General features: G+C 73.5%; 15 protein-coding genes. 3 read left to right on the top strand and 12 right to left on the bottom strand.

Features of this window, described 5'->3' with window-relative positions:
• Positions 1-201 precede the first annotated feature (201 nt).
• On the bottom strand, positions 202-1,287 hold the full coding sequence (locus ACH35V_RS01255; protein ID WP_395969614.1) for a PRC and DUF2382 domain-containing protein: 1,086 nt from the start codon (positions 1,285-1,287) through the stop codon (positions 202-204).
• A 153-nt stretch (positions 1,288-1,440) separates the two neighbouring features.
• Between ACH35V_RS01255 and ACH35V_RS01250 the strand changes: the two genes are divergently transcribed.
• On the top strand, positions 1,441-1,569 hold the full coding sequence (locus ACH35V_RS01250; RefSeq protein ID WP_395969613.1) for a hypothetical protein: 129 nt from the start codon (positions 1,441-1,443) through the stop codon (positions 1,567-1,569).
• 101 nt (positions 1,570-1,670) lie between these two features.
• On the top strand, positions 1,671-2,720 hold the full coding sequence (locus ACH35V_RS01245) for a matrixin family metalloprotease (RefSeq protein WP_395969612.1): 1,050 nt from the start codon (positions 1,671-1,673) through the stop codon (positions 2,718-2,720).
• 83 nt (positions 2,721-2,803) lie between these two features.
• Here ACH35V_RS01245 and ACH35V_RS01240 read toward each other — a convergent pair whose 3' ends face one another.
• From ACH35V_RS01240 to ACH35V_RS01230, 3 genes are all read right to left on the bottom strand, one after another.
• Positions 2,804-3,400: a class E sortase gene (locus ACH35V_RS01240; protein ID WP_395969611.1), complete on the bottom strand. Its 597-nt coding sequence runs from the start codon at positions 3,398-3,400 to the stop codon at positions 2,804-2,806.
• A 207-nt stretch (positions 3,401-3,607) separates the two neighbouring features.
• On the bottom strand, positions 3,608-4,834 hold the full coding sequence (locus tag ACH35V_RS01235; protein WP_395969610.1) for a chaplin family protein: 1,227 nt from the start codon (positions 4,832-4,834) through the stop codon (positions 3,608-3,610).
• A gap of 218 nt (positions 4,835-5,052) precedes the next feature.
• On the bottom strand, positions 5,053-5,901 hold the full coding sequence (locus ACH35V_RS01230) for a hypothetical protein (protein ID WP_395969609.1): 849 nt from the start codon (positions 5,899-5,901) through the stop codon (positions 5,053-5,055).
• Positions 5,902-6,337: 436 nt separating this feature from the next.
• Here ACH35V_RS01230 and ACH35V_RS01225 point away from each other — a divergent pair, with 436 nt between their 5' ends.
• Positions 6,338-6,580, top strand: a complete 243-nt coding sequence (locus tag ACH35V_RS01225; protein ID WP_395969608.1) for a hypothetical protein — start codon at positions 6,338-6,340, stop codon at positions 6,578-6,580.
• A gap of 83 nt (positions 6,581-6,663) precedes the next feature.
• On the opposite strand, the gene ACH35V_RS01220 is transcribed toward ACH35V_RS01225, so the two are convergent.
• From ACH35V_RS01220 to ACH35V_RS01185, 8 genes are all read right to left on the bottom strand, one after another.
• Entirely contained in the window at positions 6,664-7,908 is a 1,245-nt protein-coding gene (locus ACH35V_RS01220) for an NAD(P)-binding domain-containing protein (RefSeq protein ID WP_395969607.1), read from the bottom strand.
• Positions 7,909-7,933: 25 nt separating this feature from the next.
• Complete coding sequence (locus tag ACH35V_RS01215; RefSeq protein ID WP_395969606.1) at positions 7,934-9,166, bottom strand: ATP-grasp domain-containing protein; 1,233 nt, start codon at positions 9,164-9,166, stop codon at positions 7,934-7,936.
• Between the two features lie 181 nt (positions 9,167-9,347).
• Entirely contained in the window at positions 9,348-10,526 is a 1,179-nt protein-coding gene (locus ACH35V_RS01210) for a glycosyltransferase (RefSeq protein ID WP_395969605.1), read from the bottom strand.
• A gap of 114 nt (positions 10,527-10,640) precedes the next feature.
• Positions 10,641-11,339, bottom strand: coding sequence for a hypothetical protein (locus tag ACH35V_RS01205; protein WP_395969604.1), 699 nt, complete (start codon positions 11,337-11,339; stop codon positions 10,641-10,643).
• Entirely contained in the window at positions 11,326-12,459 is a 1,134-nt protein-coding gene (locus ACH35V_RS01200) for a glycosyltransferase (protein ID WP_395969603.1), read from the bottom strand. The genes ACH35V_RS01205 and ACH35V_RS01200 overlap by 14 nt, the downstream gene beginning before the upstream one ends.
• Positions 12,456-13,193, bottom strand: coding sequence for a polysaccharide deacetylase family protein (locus ACH35V_RS01195; RefSeq protein WP_395969602.1), 738 nt, complete (start codon positions 13,191-13,193; stop codon positions 12,456-12,458). Before ACH35V_RS01195 ends, ACH35V_RS01200 begins: the two co-directional genes overlap by 4 nt.
• The gene (locus tag ACH35V_RS01190) at positions 13,105-14,787 is read right to left on the bottom strand and encodes a lipid II flippase MurJ (protein WP_395969601.1); all 1,683 of its coding nucleotides are present in this window, start codon (positions 14,785-14,787) and stop codon (positions 13,105-13,107) included. The genes ACH35V_RS01195 and ACH35V_RS01190 overlap by 89 nt, the downstream gene beginning before the upstream one ends.
• Positions 14,784-15,959, bottom strand: a complete 1,176-nt coding sequence (locus ACH35V_RS01185; protein ID WP_395969600.1) for an O-antigen ligase family protein — start codon at positions 15,957-15,959, stop codon at positions 14,784-14,786. Before ACH35V_RS01185 ends, ACH35V_RS01190 begins: the two co-directional genes overlap by 4 nt.
• Positions 15,960-16,000: the final 41 nt, after the last annotated feature.

Here is a 16,000-nt window from a genome sequence, read left to right as displayed (position 1 = left end):
TTGCCGCACTCCGGCGAAACCCTGAACCAGAGCTGGCGAATCAGCGTCGGCCAGGGCAGTCGCCCAGCGCAGGCGCCCGGAGGCCAGGACGGGCGCCTGGCCGCGCCGGCGGGTGAAACGACCGGCCAGGCGCGCCGTCATCCTGGATGGCGCCAACTCGGGATCGAGAGGTCTCCCGCCACCGCGTCCACGCGGGACGGGTCACCTGGAGCGGCCGCGCTCGCCGCGTCCGGGGCCCCGCTCCGCGGACGGCTGCTCGCCGCCGCGACCCTCGTCGCGAGTGACCTCGACGCGCTCCTTGCGGAGCTCGCCGCGGACGGTCTGCTCGTCCTGCACCCGCTCGGTCCGGACCCGGACGTGCTCGACCGGGACGATCTCCTTCGCGATGACCGGGCGCTCCTCGTAGAGGATCAGGTCGAGGTCGTCCTCGGTGATGGTCACCTCGGGGCTCGGCCGGCCGTCCGCGATCGGCTCGCGGTCGACCTTGAACTCGTCGTGCGCGACGGGGACGGTGCGCTCGACCATCTCGGTCTCAATCCACTTGTGGACGTGGACGCGGCCCGCCTCGTGCCGCTCGGTGTCGATGCGCATCCGCTCCTCCGACCGGGTGATCTCGGTCATCGGGGTCTCCGCGCCCTCACGCGCCGCCTGCGGCGGCATGGCCTGCTCGCGGCCGCGCTCGTCCTCCCGGCCGCGGTCGCGCTTGCTCTTGTCGGGACGGACGGCCATCCCGGCCGCGCCGGCCATTCCGGCGGTTCCGGCGGCACCCGCCATGCCCTCGGAACCCGCGCCGCGCTCGGTGCCGGACGGGCCCTGCGCACCGGCCTCGCCCTTCGCACCGGCCTCGCCCTCCGCACCGGCCTTGCCCTCCGAACCGGCCTTCCCCTCGGTCTCGCCCTCGGCGCCGGCCATGCGGCGGTCTTCGGACGTGCCCTGCGAGGTGTCCGCGTCGCCGCCGGTGCGGCGTCCGGCCGGGGGACGCACGCCGTAGTGGCGGTAGAGGTCCACGATCTGGCCGTGCGACAGATGCTCGTCAGCGTCCACGTTCGGTGCGCCCTTGATGGTCTCCTTGTCGTACGGGACCTGCAGCATGCCCTCGGCCTTCCGCGCCCCGGACAAAGGGAGGAAGCTCTCCCGCTTCCCGAACCAGCCGGTGTGCACGGTCACCCATTCGGGGGCGCCTGAGTCGTCGTTGAGGTAGACCTGCTTGATCGTGCCGACCTTCGTCCCGTGGGTGTCGGTCACGCTCATGCCCATCAGTTCCCGCACCTGTGTCTGCGTCTGCACGTTGAACACCTCTGCTTCCGTGAACGCTGCCGGACGGCGGGGGGTGAGGGGAGGCGTGCCCGCCACGCGGTAGCGGTGAATCTCGGCCGGACGCCGGCGACCCGGCGTCTTGTTCTGTTCATCCCGAGTTGCCGGATTACTCCCTGCTTTTCCATGCAGACCACCGATAAACCCATTTACCAGATAATAGGCGGCGATTTACTAAAGCCTTACGGCGCCGCGTCGCGCACCGCCTCCGGCGTTTCCGGCGACAAATTCGCCGTACCGCCCGATATGGAATGAAGCCTTTCGCCTTATGGTGATCATTTTAGTGCGCCGCGGTTTCCCTTTTCCCGGCTCGCGCAAGACTCCGGAGGGACGCTCCCACACATCGGAGAACTGACATGCACGGATTCTCACGCGCCGCCAAGGCGGGGGCGGCGCCGGCCGCGCTGTCCGCCGCCCTCACCTGCGCGGTGACGGCCGGAGCGGTGGCCGCCGGAGCGATGACCGCCGGGCCGGCAGCCGCAGCGCCGGGCACCGCCGCGGCGGCCGTCCGGGCGGCGCGGCCGCCCGCCTGGTGCAAGGCCGGCGGGACGCTGTCCGCCCGCGCGATGCCGCAGCGGATCAGGATCGCCGACTGCGACCTGCGCGGACGGGCCGTCCGCGGCCCGAACGGGCTCACCGCGGTCGTCCCCGCCGACGGCACCTCGCTGGTCGCGCACTCGCTGCGCACCGGCGGCGGGTCCGGGCTGCGCATCCTGGTCGACGACCGCGCCGGCGAGATCACCATCACCACGCGCGGCGGACGGGTGCCGGAGGGCAGGCCCCGCACGTCCGCGGCCCCGCAGGACCCGTGCACGGACGGCACGCACCGTCCCGAACCGAGCAAATGGCCGAAGGGCGGCGCCGTCCAATGGCGATACCACGCGGGGACGACCGGGCTGCCGAGGTCCAGCGTGGCCAAGGGCGTCGCCAATATGGCCCACGCCAATACCGACTGCACCGGCGGACGCCGTTACACGCCCGCGCCGGACATCGGCGAGCGCTATTCCGGGGAGTCGGACAACGGCCCCAACATCACGACGGACGCGACCTGCGGTGAACGGGACAGCGTCAACACGTTCGGCGGGAAGGCGATGACGGGCGCGGAGGGCGACGTCCTCGCGGCCACCTGCATCTGGTTCATCGGGACGAGAACCGTCGAGACGGACATGGCGCTGCAGGAGCACGGGAAGCGCTGGTGGTCGGACGGTACGTGCACGCCCGGAAGCTATTCGGTCGAGGCGGTCGTGACGCACGAGGCGGGCCACGTCTTCGGGCTGGCGCACGTCGAGGGGGCGGACCACGCCAAACTCACGATGGCGCCCGTCGTCGCGGCCTGCGACAACGGCCCCGCCACCCTCGGCAAGGGCGACTACGACGGCCTCATCGCCCTCTACGGAACCGGCTGACACGAAGCGGGCCGCGAACGCTGAAAGGCGGTGGACGCTGAGCTTCGAGCACTCGGCTCAGCGTCCCGCCTGCCGCGCGGTGGTCAGCCGCCGCGCTTCGACGTGCGGACGAGCTTGCCGACGACGACGAGGCGCCGCCGGTCCGAGCCCTTCGGGGTGCAGGTGATGAGCGTGAGGTACTCGCCGTCCGGCGCGCTGAACGGCTTGAACGGCACCGGCTCCAGCACCCGCCGGTCCCTCGGCTTGATCACGTGCATGCTCCGCATCCGGTAGGTGTAGGACGTGCGGCCGACGCGCAGGACGATCCGGTCGCCGCGCCGCATCAGGTCGAGCTGGTTGAACGGGCGGAGCCAGGTGGTGCGGTGGCCGAGCAGGACCGTGTTGCCGTCCCGTCCGGGCAGGCCCGTCCCCGGGTAGTGCCCGACGCCGCGCCGCAGCACCGGCTCGCCGACGCCCTCCCTGACCTCGGCCTTCAGGCCCATCCGTTTGATCCTGAGGTGCGCGATCACCGCGCCTTTCCGCGGACGCGCCACAGCGGACACGGCCGCCGCGCCTGCATGCGCTTGCGCGCGCGCCTGCGTTCGCCCGCGTTCCAGTGCCTGCGCCTGCGGGACGCCCGCAACGGGCAGGCCGCAGCAGACGGCGATGGCCGCCGCCGAGACCGACTTCCGATCGAGCATGGGTTCACTTCCATCGATTCCGGGTTTCTGGTGGCAAAGGGAAGGGGGCGGCACGTCTGCCGCCCCCTCCCGCTGGGCGCCGGCCGCGGATCGTCACCCGCGCCGACGCCGATTCAGTTCAGTGCGCCGATTCCGCTCAGCGCCGCCGGTTCGGTTCGGCGCCGCCGATACGGCTCAGCGCTGCCGATTCGGCTCAGCGCCGCCGGTTCAGTTCAGGACTGGGGAGCCGACCTTGACCGGCACCCCGTCCTTCGTCGGCAGCTTCGGTCCGATCTGGCCCGGCTTCACGTCCACCCCGGGAACGTCGACGGTCTTCTTGAGCGAGCCGAGGAACTGCTGGACGGCGGGCAGCTTGTCCGCCTTCCGGTAGTCGTTCGCCGGGGCGGCGGCGGGCCGCGCCATCCGGTACCTGGAGTTGGCCGTCTGCGCCTGCTTGGCCTTGTACGCGGCGGCCGACTGCGCCTGCCTGGCCTTGTACGCGGCAGCGGACTCCGCCTGCTGGCCCTGCGACCGCAGGGTCGACGGCAGCTTCTTGTGCCCGGCGGCGGGCCGGTGCTTGGACGGCTTGTACGGCTTCTTCGGGGTCCGGAGCGTGGGCGGCAGCGGCTTCGGCTTGTCGCCGCCCCCGACCGTCGCCCCGCCCTTGCACTGCGCCTGCGCCAGCCCGAGCACCGCGATCGCGTTGCCGCACACGTTCACCGGGATGCTGATCGGCGCGTACACCTGGTTGCCGCCCAGGATGCTGAAGTTGCCCGAGGTCTTCATCTTCGGGTCGCCGGTGGCCTTGCGCTCGACGGACGCGCCGCCCTTGCACTGCGCCCGCGACAGCCCGAGGACCGAGACGGAGTTGCCGCACACGTTCACCGGGATGCTGATCGGCGCGTACACCTGGTTGCCGCCCAGGACGCTGAAGTTGCCGGAGGTCTCCATCCCTCCGCCCCCGCCGCGGTGACGGTCCCAGCCGCTGCCGCGGTTCTCCTGGCCGGCCGCGGCCCGGTAGCCGGAGCCCTCCCGGTGGTGCGACCCGCCGGACTTGACGCTGGCGCCGCCCTTGCACTGCGCCTTGGCCAGCCCGATGATCGCGATGGCGTTGCCGCAGACGTCCACGGGGAGGCTGACCGGCGCCTTCACCTGGTTGCCGCCGCCGATCGAGAAGTTCCCGGACGTCTCCATGCCGTCCCCGCCGCCGCGGCGGGCGCCGTCGACCTCGGCGCCGCCCTTCGACTGGGCCTGCGCCGCCCCGATCACGCCGGCGGCGTTGCCGCTCGCGTCGATCGGGACGGAGATCGGGGCCTTCACCTGGTTTCCGCCCAGCACGCTGAAGTTGCCGGACGTCGTATCGGCCACGGCCCCGGATCCGAAGGCCGCGCCGACGGCGACGGCGCCCGCGGCCACCAGGGCGGCGCGGCCGGTGTTCCTTGCCCACATGCGCATGTGCTTCTCCTGTCGTGTTTCGCGATTCGGTGAATCGGTGGTGATCGCTGCGCGGCACCGTCCGGGTGAGCGCAGCCCGCAACCGGCCGGGCAAGGCCGTTGCTGATCGAGGAAAGATCGTTGGAAGTGGCCGGGATCATGGGAACCGGCCGGGACGGGCGGCGCGCGGGCGTGCGCGCGGGGCCGTCCGGGAACGTCCCGGTCAGGGACGGAGGGTCCTAGTCAGGGACGACGGAGGGGCCGCCGGGCGCGGACACGTCCGTCAGCGCCGTGCGGTGGAAGGTGCTCGGCTCGACGCCGGGCGGGACCGCCGGGGAGCGGCCGTTCCGCAGCTCGGCGACGGGCGCGAGCTGGTGTCCGCTGGAGGAGCCGCTCCACGGCTCGTCCTGCTCCACGGGCGGCAGCGGTGCGTGCCGCTCGCCCTGGCATCCGGCGCAGTGGCCCGCGTCCCGGTCGCCGGTTTCATCGGCGGACGTGTCGGGCACGCCCGCCGCGCCGTGGCCGCCGGGACGCGCGCTCGCGGCCTCGCCGGACGCCGCCTTCGCGCGGCCGTGCTCCGGCCGCTCGGCGTCCTGCGGCTTCAGGGCTCCGTCCAGGACGGGGGTCGACTTCGCGACGCCGCCGGCGAGGTCGCGCACGATGGGCGCGCGCCGGACGTCCGGTATCCGCACCCGCGGCACCCCGGCCGCGTCGGTCAGGTCCCGCACCTTGCGGACGGCCCGGTCCTTGCGGTCGAACACCTCGTGCCGCCGCTTCTGCAGGTACCGGACGGGGTCGTCCTCGATCTCCTGGACGGGGCCGCGGAGGTCGGCGAAGTCGTCGTCCCGCCAGGTCCGCAGGATGCGGTCCGGACGGTCACCGGACTCCCAGGCGCCGTCCGGCACCTCGCCCGGCCGCGACCCGAGCCCTTTCAGCGGACGGTCGCCGATCTCCTGCACGCGGCTGGACAGCCCGTCCCACGAATCCCGGTGGTCGGCGGTGGCGGCGCCCTCGCCCGAAGCGGTCGAAGCGCTCGCGGCGCTCGGCTGCGCCGCGGAGGCGGGCCCGCCGAGGGCGGAGAGCGCCATCCAGCCGGCGAACGCGAAACCGGCGACGGCGATAAGGCGGACAAGGACGGGAACCAAGGCACGGCGCGGCCGACCCAGGGGGCGAACCGCCCCGCTTCGGATCGGTGCGGACTCCATTGCCGGTCCCTTCCTTGTCGTGGTTCGGTCGGCACGAACGTAGCACCGCGGAACACGCGATCAAGGAGCCGATGTTTTTCTCCCGGCGTGTCTCCGGATCATTTACCGCGCCATTAATTTCGCTTTTATCGCGCGCGACGATGCCCGTATTGCCGGGCTTTTGGGAATTGCTGGCGGATCGCGGCGCGGCACCGGTCGTTCGGGCGGCGCGGCACCGGTCGTTCATCCGAGGTTCGCGAGACGGATGGCGGGCGGTATCGGGTGCGCTACATTCGGTGAACCGGTTAATCGCGACGGCCGCCCGACGGAGGAGATTGCGATGCCCCACCCCTCGTCCGCGATCATGCGCCTGCGGCCCGCGCGCCGCCGTTCCGCGCCGCGCCGGTTCGTCACCCGCAGGGACGTCCACCTCATCGTGCTGCCCGGCGATCTCGCAGGTCAGGGCGCACGCTCGCGGGGCGCGCGGTCCTCCGTCTGGACGCTGTACGCGCGCTGGGAGTGGTCCATGGCCACCGCCCGCGCCGAGCGCGCCCGCCGCCGCGCCCGTCCGCCCTGGAGCTAGCGGAACCCCGGACCCGTCCACCGCGCCCCACCGCCCCGGCCCGCCGCCCCGGCCGGAGGAAAATCCTTCACCCCGCCCCTTCTCTACTCCGCCAGGGCTCCGCTTCGGGGGTTGGGGCGGCGGGTGAGCGGGCGCATGGCGGGCGTGCTGCGGATGATGTGGTGCGCGATCCGGCGGGCGGCGAAGTCGGCGCCGTGGACGAACCGCATCACCGGCCCGAACGTGGCCGCCGCCGCGAGGCCCGCGAAGTAGAGCCCGGGCGCGGACGCCTCGAAGTCGCGGCTGAGGACGGGAGCCCCGAACCGGGTCGTGACGCGGCGGCGCAGGTCGGACGAGAGCAGCGTGAGCCGGTCGACGTCCGGGACGAACCCGGTGGCGGCGATGACGTGGTCCACCTCCGTCACGAGGCGGCGGCCGGCGCGGTCGGTGGTGGTGACGGCGACGCCGCCGTCCTGCTCGGCGGCCTTCCCCAGGAACCGGCCGGTCGAGACGCGGACGCGCCGGTCCAGCCGGTCGCGCAGCCACCACGCGCCCGCCGGCGGGAGCGTCTCCCTGACGATCCGCTGCCGCGTCCCCTCCGGCAGGTACCGGACGAGACCGGGACGTTCCGCCCACACCCACGTCCGGTATCCGGCGCCGAGCCCGGACCGGGGCCCGCCGATCAGCTTGGTCCGCAGGGAGCGCGTCTGCTCGGGCACCGCGTTCCAGTCGATCTCGCGCCTGCGGGCGAGAACGTGCGGGTACGCGCCCGCGTCGGCCAGCAGCACCGCCGTCTCCAGCGCGGACTGCCCGGCGCCGACCACGGCGACCTCCTGGCCCGCGAACATGCCGAAGTCCCGGTGGGCGGTGCTGTGCGAGACGAGCCAGGACGGCAGCCCGGCGAGCTCGTCCGGGATGTGGGCGAACGGCCCGACGCCGACGGCGACCACGACCGCGCGCGCCGCGATCGTCTCGCCCGTGGACAGCGTGACGGTGTAGCCGCTCGCGCCGCCTCGCTCGACGTTCAGGACCTGCGCGTCCTCGGTGCCGGGGATCACCACGGACGCGAACCAGCGGCCGTACTCGACGAACGTGTCGAGCGGGATCGGCTCGCCGACCCGCCAGTCCGGGTGCCGGTCGGTGAAGCCCATCCCCCGGTGCGGCGCCCCCAGGTTGGACGCGAACGGCTCGGATTTCAGGAACATGCCGAGCGGCATGTTCTCCGCCCAGAACCGCATCGGCTTCCCGATGATCCGCACGTCGAGGCCGAGGTTCTGCAGGTAGGCGGCCGTGGACAGGCCGTAGGGTCCGGCGCCGGCGATGACGACGTCGCAGGCCGAGTCGTTCATGATCGTTCCCCCGTCTGAATGTGGATTACCTGGTGCGGAGCCGTCCGACGGCGCGGAGCACGCTCTGCCGTCCCATCGCGAGGAACGGCGGCAGGTCGTCGCCGGCGTACCAGGCGAACTCGTCGGCCTCGCGCAACGGACGGAGGGTTTCGGGGAGGGCGCGCGGCGGGCGGGTGACCGACTGCTGGAGGTAGTGGTTCTCGACCAGCAGGTTGCGGCCGAACGCCGGGCGGACCGCCGGGACGCGCCGTCCGGACTGCGCGAGATGCAGGACGCGGACGAGATCGAGCCCGTTCCGGTCGGTGAAGAGCCGGAACTGCGCCCCGAGCCGCGGGTTGAAGTCGAGCAGGTGGTAGCCGCCGCCGTCCGGGTCGAGCCGGAAGTCGAGGTCGACGAGCCCGCGGCAGCCGAGCAGCCGGACGATCCGTACCGCGAGCCGTCCGAGCTCGGGGTTGTCGACCCATTCGCCGGAGACCGTGTGCCCGGCCTGCGGCGGATGCGCGAGGTGCTTGCGGCCGACCCCGCCGAACAGGCAGTCGAGCGACTCGTCGAAGTAGCCCTGGAAGAACCAGTCGCCGCCGCCCGGCGTGATGCGCCGCTGCAGGATGAGCGGGCCCGCCTCGCCGTCCGGGTCGCGGACGCGGCTCGCGGCGAACAGCCGGTGCAGCTCGCCGAGGGTCCGGACGAGCGTGGTGCTGCGCAGCCCGGGTCCGCACCGCCACGGCCGCGCCCACTTGGCGATCAGCGGCAGGCCCCAGTCGCGGGCCGCGTCGTCCACGTCCTGGACGGACGCGGGCGTCCGGCTGGGCGGGCATTGGATGCCGTAGCGGGCGCACGCCTCCAGCAGCAGCCCCTTGTCGGCGACGCCGCGGGGGACGTCCGGGTCCTGGTGGGGGAAGGCGAAGCGGGGGGCCAGCGCGTCCGCGTGCTCGGCGACGAAGATCGCTCCGGCGTCGTCCAGCGGGACGAGCAGGGCCCGGCCGCCGACGCGCTCGCCGATCGCGCGCAGGTGGCTCAGCAGCGCGGCCGGGCGCGCGGCCGGCGGCGCCCACGGATGCCCGCGGTGCAGGTAGCGGGAGCGGGACGACGGGTTGCCGCGCCCCTCCAGGATCGCGTGCACCGGCACCCCGGCGCGGCCGAGGCTGCGGATCGCCCCGAGCGTCCCGTGGTGGAAATGGTTGCGGTCGGTGCGCAGCAGCAGGGCGGGCAGGCCGGTGTCGAGTCGCGTCCCGGACGGGACGTGCGTGTCGAAGAACATCCGTTCAGCGGACCCGTTCCAGCGAATGGCGGGGCACCGCGACCCTCCTTGCCGTGCCGATTCTCTTCGTCGTCAAAATGGAACGATACGCTTGCGAGCGGCCGATATCCATTTACCCGGGCGCCCATTCGGATACCGGCGAAAGGACGCTTCCTTTCTGTCCGCTATTCAGCCGCGCTGGTTAAAATGTGCGATCGAGGACGCGTTCGGCATCGGACATTCCACCGAAGACGTCCAGAACGTCGGCCGGGGTCTCGTCGGGGACGCCGGGGAGCCCGGCGACGTCGCGGGTGACGGCGGCGAGCAGCGCGACCGTCCGGGAGACGTCGTAGGCGGCGGAGACGGCGGCCGCCGCGCGGCCCTCGCTCTCGGCGATGCCCGGGTAGAGGAGGCGGCGGGCGACCTCGTCCGCGAGCGCGGCGGGATCGTCCGCGGGCACGAGCGCTCCGATCCCGGGACGGACGACCTCGGCGATGCCGGGAATGTCCGTCCCGACGAGGGGCCGCCCGGTGGCGAGGGCCTCCAGCGCGGTCAGCGGCAGCCCCTCCCACCTGGACGGCAGGACGACGACGTTCGACGCCGCCAGCCAGTCCCGCGGATCCCGCACGGCCGGGACGAACAGCACGCCCGCCGCCCGCTCGCGGCGGAGCGCGTCCAGGTCCTCGCCGTCCCCGACGATGGCGAGCCGCGCGGACGGGCACCGCGCGATGACGCCCGGCCACGCCGCGACCAGGACGTCCTGCCCCTTCTGCCTGGTCAGCCGGCCGACGCAGACGGCGAGCGGGACCCCGGCGGGCAGGCCGAGCCGGGTCCGCGCGCCCAGCCTGGCGATGGCGTCGGCGGGCCCGAACCGGCGGCGGTCCACGCCGTTGCGGACGAGCCGGTACGGCCCGCGCACGCCCGCGCGCATCCCCTCCCGCAGCTCTCCGACCCCGACGCAGACCAGCGCGTCGCTCCAGCGGGCGGCGAGCCGTTCCCAGCGGCGGCTGAGGGCGTCCTGCCGTCCGGTCGCGGCGAGCCAGGACCAGCCGTGCGGCTGGAAGATCGTGGGCGTGCCGTGCGGGCGGCGCAGCAGCCGTCCCGCCAGGCCCGCCTTCGCGGAGTGCAGGTGGACGACGTCGGGCCCGAAGCTCTTCACCAGGCGGCGGAGGCCGAGGGACTCCAGCGGCGTCCGCGGGCCGGGGCCGCGTCCGGCGGGCCAGTTGAACCAGGGCACGCCCGCCGCGGCGCACCGCGCGGGCAGGTCGCCGCCCGCCGGGCACGCGACCGCCACCTCCCAGCCGCGTTTGCGCTGGTCGCTGACTACCTGACCGACGTAGACGGCGACACCGCCCGCGTTCGGCTGACTGACGTGCAGCACCCGGACCGGCGTGGAACCGCCTGGCGTGGAACCACCCGGCGTGGAACCGCCCGGCGCCGCCACGCCGTAAGGGTCATGCATGCGCGGCAGACCGTCGGCGGGCGGCGCGGGTCGTCACGAACCCTCCTCGACGCGCTCGGCAGGCGTCCCGCCCGGGACGACGGCCTCCGGCCCGGACGCATCGCGCAGATCCGCGCCCCCGTCCGGACGCCGCCGCGCGCTCAGCACGGCCGCGCTCAACCCGGCGAGCAGCACCCCCGACGCCGCGCCGACCGCGACGCCGAGCGGCAGGTTCGGCGACGACGGCGTGGCAGGCGGCGCCGCATGGCCAATCGGCGCGACGCGGACGCCGGTGTCGGCCCGGTGGGACGTCCCGTACCGGACGAGCGCGTCGGCGGCGCCGTTGGCGAAAGCGGCGGCCTCGCGCGACGTCCGCCCGCTCCCGGCCAGCTTGATCACCGGCGTGTCCGGCGACGTGGACGCCCGGACGTGCTCGCGCGTGGAGCCGGGCGGCGCGTCCGGCAGCGGAAGCTCGGAGTAGCGGAGCGTCTCCTCAAGTGGCGCGAGCCGTCCGTAAAGCTGCGCGAAGCTCAACGCCGCCGGACCGGCCCGGTCGGGCCCGACGTCGTCCACGACCAGGACGAACGCATTCGCCGTGTAGGTGGCGGGCGCGTAAAGGCCGTATCCGAGCCCGCCGAGCACCCCGGCCAGGACGAACGCAATGGACGGCCCGCACCACCGGGGCAGCGCAGCAACCGGTCTTCGCCTGCGCCCCATACCGGGCGGTCTCTGCTCGGCGTCACGTTGCGGCATCTTGAGCCCTTTCTCGCATCGGAATGACCCCGCTGCCCAGCGGCTCCGGACGGTAGAGCCGGGTGAGCTCGGCGGCCTGCTCGGCGATGGCGTACCGCCCGGTGACGACCGGCGGCACGCGCGTCCTGTCCCTGGGCGCGTGGACGGCGCGGCGGATCTCCTCGGCCCAGACCCGCGCGTCGGACGGCAGCCGCCGAGCCTCCACGACCGCCTCCCCGGGCGGAAGATCGTCGAGGGCCGGGCACGTCGTGTAGAGGACGGGCAGCCCGGCGGCCAGCGCCTCCACGACGCCGAGCCCGAACGTCTCCTGGACGGACGGCGCCGCGAGCACGTCCATCGCGGCGAGCGCACCCGCCACGTCCGACGTCCCGCCCGCGAAATGAACGGCGACCCCCGCGTCGCGGGCAAGCTGTTGGAGCGTTCCGCGCAGCGGCCCCGCCCCGACGAGCAGCAGCCGGACGCCGTCCAGCCGCGCCACCGCCTCGATCAGCAGGTCGAACCGCTTCGTCGGGACGAGCCGTCCGACGGCCCCGACGACCGGCTCGTCCGGGCCGATGCCGAGGCGCCGCCGCGTCGAGGCGCGGCGCGCGGCGTCGAACGCGAACTCGGCGGCGTCGAGCCCGTTCGGGATCACGACGATCCGTCCCGGCCGGACGCCCCAGCCGCGCAGCCGGGCCGCGACGGTCGGCGACACGGCGACGGTCGCCGTCCCGAGCCGTTCGGTCGCCCGGTACAGCGCCCGGACGCCGCGCGTCACGGCACGTCCCTCGATATGCCCGTCGCCCAGCGAATGCTCGGTGGCGACGATCCGAGGCGTCCCGGCCATCCATGCGGCGACGCGGCCGTAGACGCACGCCCGGTAAAGATGCGTGTGGACGACGTCGTACCGCCCCCGCCGGATCAGCCGCGCGAGCCTGGGCAGCGCCGCGAAATCCCGGTTCCCGCGCATGCCGATCTCATGGACGGGCACGCCCGCGCGCCGGATCTCCGCCCCGACCGCGCCCGCCCGCGTCAGCGTCGCGACCTCGCACTCCACAGGCAGGTGGCGGAGCAGCAGCGCGAGCTGGCGCTCCGCCCCGCCGTGCTCCAACCCGGTGATGATGTGCAGTACGCGGGTCACACGCGGCTCCGGCGGCGCAGCTCGTGCCGGACGACTTTGGCCCGCATCCGCAGCGGCCCGTCCCGGTCGCCGACGTAGGTGCGGGGCAGCGCGTGCCGGCTGGGCTCGTCCGGTGTGATGTCGCAGGCGTAGTCGTATCCGGCGGCGCGCACCGCGTCGATCTCGCGGGACGTGGCGTGCCCGTACGGGTAGGCGAACCCGGTGACCGGCCCGTCCACCAGCTCCTCCAGGGCCGCCCGGCTCTCCTCCAGCTCCTCGCGCAGCTCGGTGTCGTCCGTCCGGGGCAACGAGACGTGGTGCCGCCCGTGCGACGCGACCTCGATACCCGCGCCCGCGACCGTGCGGATCTGGTCGGCGGTCATGAGGGGTTTGCGCGGCCCGTCGTCCCAGGCGTTGTAGGTTCCGATCCGTCCGGACACGATGAACGCCGTCGCGCCGAACCCGTACCGCAGCAGCGCCGGGACTGCCCGCGTCGCGAAGTCGGCGTAGCCGTCGTCGAACGTGAGCCCGACGAGGCCGCGGCCCCGTCCGGCGGCGTGCGCGTCCAGCAGCTCGCGCATGCCGACGCCGCGCAGGTCCCGCGCCCGCAGCCAGGCGAGCTGCCGCTCGAACCGCGCGGGCGACACCGTCACCAGGTGCGGGTCCTCATCGAAGTGATCGACCGAGTGGTACATCAGCACCAGCGGCGCCGGCCGGATCTCCTCCGCCGGGCGCGCGGGCGCCGGTTCGGTCACTCGTGCAGGTTCGGTCGGATGGCTCACTGGTCTCCCCCGATTCGATACGGCCGCGCCAGGAGGCGACGAGGCCGGGTCCCGCCAGGACGATCAGAACGGCGAACGCCGCCGCGGTCGCCAGCCCCCCGGCGGCGAGCTGGACGATCTCCGGCACGCGTCCACCGGTCGCGCCCGCGACGGCGAACGCGGCCGCGCAGGCCCCGGCGGCGGCGAGCACGAGCCGCGCCACGTCGGCGGCGATCCGCCGGAGCGCGACCGGCGCGACGCCCGCGCGCAGCCCGGCCAGCAGCAGGACGGCGGCGAGCGTGATCCCGGCGGCGTTCGCGGCGGCCAGCGCGACCGTCCCGGCGGACGCGGCGAACGCGCCCCCGATCGCGGCGGTCACCGCGAGTCCCCCGAACAGCACGGCCGCGGGCCGCCACGTCGGCCTGCGCTGCGCGAAGAACGCCCGCGCGGCGAGCCCGACCGCCATCTGCCCCCAGAGTCCGAGGGCGTAGACGCGCATGACGGACGCGGTGCTGCGCGTGTCCGCCGCCGTGAACGCGCCGTGCTCGAACAGCACCTTGGTCACGACGGGCGCGAAGGCGATGAGGAACGCGGTCGCGGCCAGCACCATCGCGCTCGCGACGGCGAGATCCTGCTGGATGCGGCGCGCGACGAGCCCGGTGTCGCCGTCCGCCGACGCGCGGGCGAGCCGCGGGAACGTCACCGTGACGATCATCAGCGACAGGATCATCGGCACCTGCGCGACCTTCTGCGCGTAGTTGAGGTGCGAGATCGACCCGGCGGCCAGCTCCGACCCGAAGAACCGCTCGACGAACACCTGCGCCTGCCGCGTCACCGTGTACACGACGACCGGCGCGGCGGCCGCGAGCCCCATCCAGACATCGGCGTCCTGCACGCCGCCCGCCACGCGGGGCCGGGATTCACGCAGGCACCGGACGAAGGCGGGCCCCTGAATCGCGATCATCAGAACGCTGCCGCACGCGACGCCGATCGCCGCGCTCGTGACGCCGACGGCCCCCGAAAGCCCCGCGATCAGCGCGAGGATGCCCACGTTGTACGCCAGATAGATCGCGGCGGGCGGCCCGAATCTGTGGTGGGCGCGCAATGTCGCGCTCATGAATCCCGCGACGCCGAACGTCACCACGGTGATCGCCGTCAGCCGGACGCACTCGATCGCCGGGCCGCGCTCGGTGAGGCCGGGGGCGAGCGCGTCCACCAGCACCGGCGCGGCCACGACGATCGCGACCGTGACCATCGACAGGCCGAGGATCATGCGCGGCAGCGTCGTCCCGACCAGCGGACGCAGCCCGCCGCCGCGCGCGAGGAGCCGGGTGACCGCGGGGATCATGAGGAGGGCCATGGCGTCCTCGATGAGCAGCGGCGAGACGGTCTCGGGGATCGTCCACGCGACGAGGAACGCGTCCGTGCTGCCGCTGGCGCCGAACAGGTGCGCCATCTGCAGGTCGCGGAGGAACCCGAGCCCGGTCCCGGCGGCGATCAACACGCCGGACAACATGGCGGCCCGTCCAACGGACGACCCGGCGAAGTTCCCGGCGGACGCCCTTGCAGAGGTCGTGGCGGAGGTCATTCGCGCACCGCCCCAAAAGCGCGGGACGCGACGACCCCGAGAACAATCGCCGCCAGCGCGCACGTAGGCCCGCCCAAGTCGGCGTACAGGAAATTGACCAGCAGGAACGTCATCAGCCCAACGCTCGCGAACCAGAACGGGTCGCGAGCACTGCGCCGCCTCCACAGCCCAGCAACGACGACACCGATCAAAGCCGCGAACCCCGCGAAACCCACAGCGCCCTGTTCAGACAGGAACAGCAGATACTCGCTGTGCGGCGACAGAAGCGGCTGCCGCGAGTACCCATGGACGGGGTCATCGGTCTCGCTACCGGAAGACAGTTCGATCCCGGCATAAGCGTCCCGAAAAGCCGGGAAGTTCTTCAGGCCGACGCCCGTGCCGGGATTGTCCTCCCAGATCCGGACGGCCGCCGCCCACAAGCTGTACCGGTCGTCCACCGACTGGTCGGGGTCGCTGACAGAACCGACCAGGGTCTTGGACCGCTCGACAACGACCTGCGACCCGCCACCCACACCCCCGCCAACGACCAAGACGAGCAGGAGCGAGGCGCAGCAGGCCAGCACCTTGACCGCCGTCCACCGGTCGAAAAGCACCAGGGTGAGGACAGCAGCAACACCCAACGCGATCCACGTACCGCGACTCAGCGAAAAGGCCAGCGCAACACCCAACACCCCAAGCCCGCCCAACGCAGCACAGGCCGCGACAAGGCCCCGCCTAGGCGCGAACAACGCGAAAGCCGTCAGCGTCAGGAACGCCATCCCGACGACGACGGACATCCCCATCACGTTGCCCGCACCGAACGTCCCGACAGCCCGGATGTACGCGCCGCCCATCGACGCGCCGTTCCCGGTGACCGACTGCCAGATCCCGTACCCGGCCTCCCAGAACCCGAGGACGAGCACCGACGAGCACACGATCGCGAAGTCGCGACGGTCCCGCACGAGCAGCAGGACGGCCAGCGGCACCAGCACGAAGATCTGCACGTCCCGGACGAACCCGGGCAGGCTGGACGCGATATCGGCGGAGCACACCGTGCTGATCCCGAGCCCCGCCACCAGCGGCCCGAACGCGAGCAGCGCCGCGCGCGGCATCGCGACCCGCCCCACGACCAGCAGCAACGTCGCCACCAGCACCAGCAGAACACCGGCGACGTCCCCGGCGGTGACCTCCATCCCGTCGCCGACCACCTCCGCGCCGGGCGGGATCCCGACGC

The sequence above is a fragment of the Actinomadura sp. 1N219 genome, assembly GCF_044326405.1.
Lineage (GTDB): Bacteria > Actinomycetota > Actinomycetes > Streptosporangiales > Streptosporangiaceae > Spirillospora.
This window is presented reverse-complemented; position numbering and strand designations above follow the sequence as displayed.

What these genes read in the sequence shown, in the direction of transcription:
- ACH35V_RS01190 (WP_395969601.1), bottom strand. Translation starts at nt 14,787, where the DNA reads ATGACCTCCGCCACGACCTCTGCAAGGGCGTCCGCCGGGAACTTCGCC.
- ACH35V_RS01205 (WP_395969604.1), bottom strand. Translation starts at nt 11,339, where the DNA reads ATGCCGCAACGTGACGCCGAGCAGAGACCGCCCGGTATGGGGCGCAGG.
- ACH35V_RS01185 (WP_395969600.1), bottom strand. Translation starts at nt 15,959, where the DNA reads ATGGAGGTCACCGCCGGGGACGTCGCCGGTGTTCTGCTGGTGCTGGTG.
- ACH35V_RS01250 (WP_395969613.1), top strand. Translation starts at nt 1,441, where the DNA reads ATGCAGACCACCGATAAACCCATTTACCAGATAATAGGCGGCGATTTA.
- ACH35V_RS01230 (WP_395969609.1), bottom strand. Translation starts at nt 5,901, where the DNA reads ATGGCGCTCTCCGCCCTCGGCGGGCCCGCCTCCGCGGCGCAGCCGAGC.
- ACH35V_RS01220 (WP_395969607.1), bottom strand. Translation starts at nt 7,908, where the DNA reads ATGAACGACTCGGCCTGCGACGTCGTCATCGCCGGCGCCGGACCCTAC.
- ACH35V_RS01240 (WP_395969611.1), bottom strand. Translation starts at nt 3,400, where the DNA reads ATGCTCGATCGGAAGTCGGTCTCGGCGGCGGCCATCGCCGTCTGCTGC.
- ACH35V_RS01225 (WP_395969608.1), top strand. Translation starts at nt 6,338, where the DNA reads ATGCCCCACCCCTCGTCCGCGATCATGCGCCTGCGGCCCGCGCGCCGC.
- ACH35V_RS01215 (WP_395969606.1), bottom strand. Translation starts at nt 9,166, where the DNA reads ATGTTCTTCGACACGCACGTCCCGTCCGGGACGCGACTCGACACCGGC.
- ACH35V_RS01245 (WP_395969612.1), top strand. Translation starts at nt 1,671, where the DNA reads ATGCACGGATTCTCACGCGCCGCCAAGGCGGGGGCGGCGCCGGCCGCG.
- ACH35V_RS01235 (WP_395969610.1), bottom strand. Translation starts at nt 4,834, where the DNA reads ATGCGCATGTGGGCAAGGAACACCGGCCGCGCCGCCCTGGTGGCCGCG.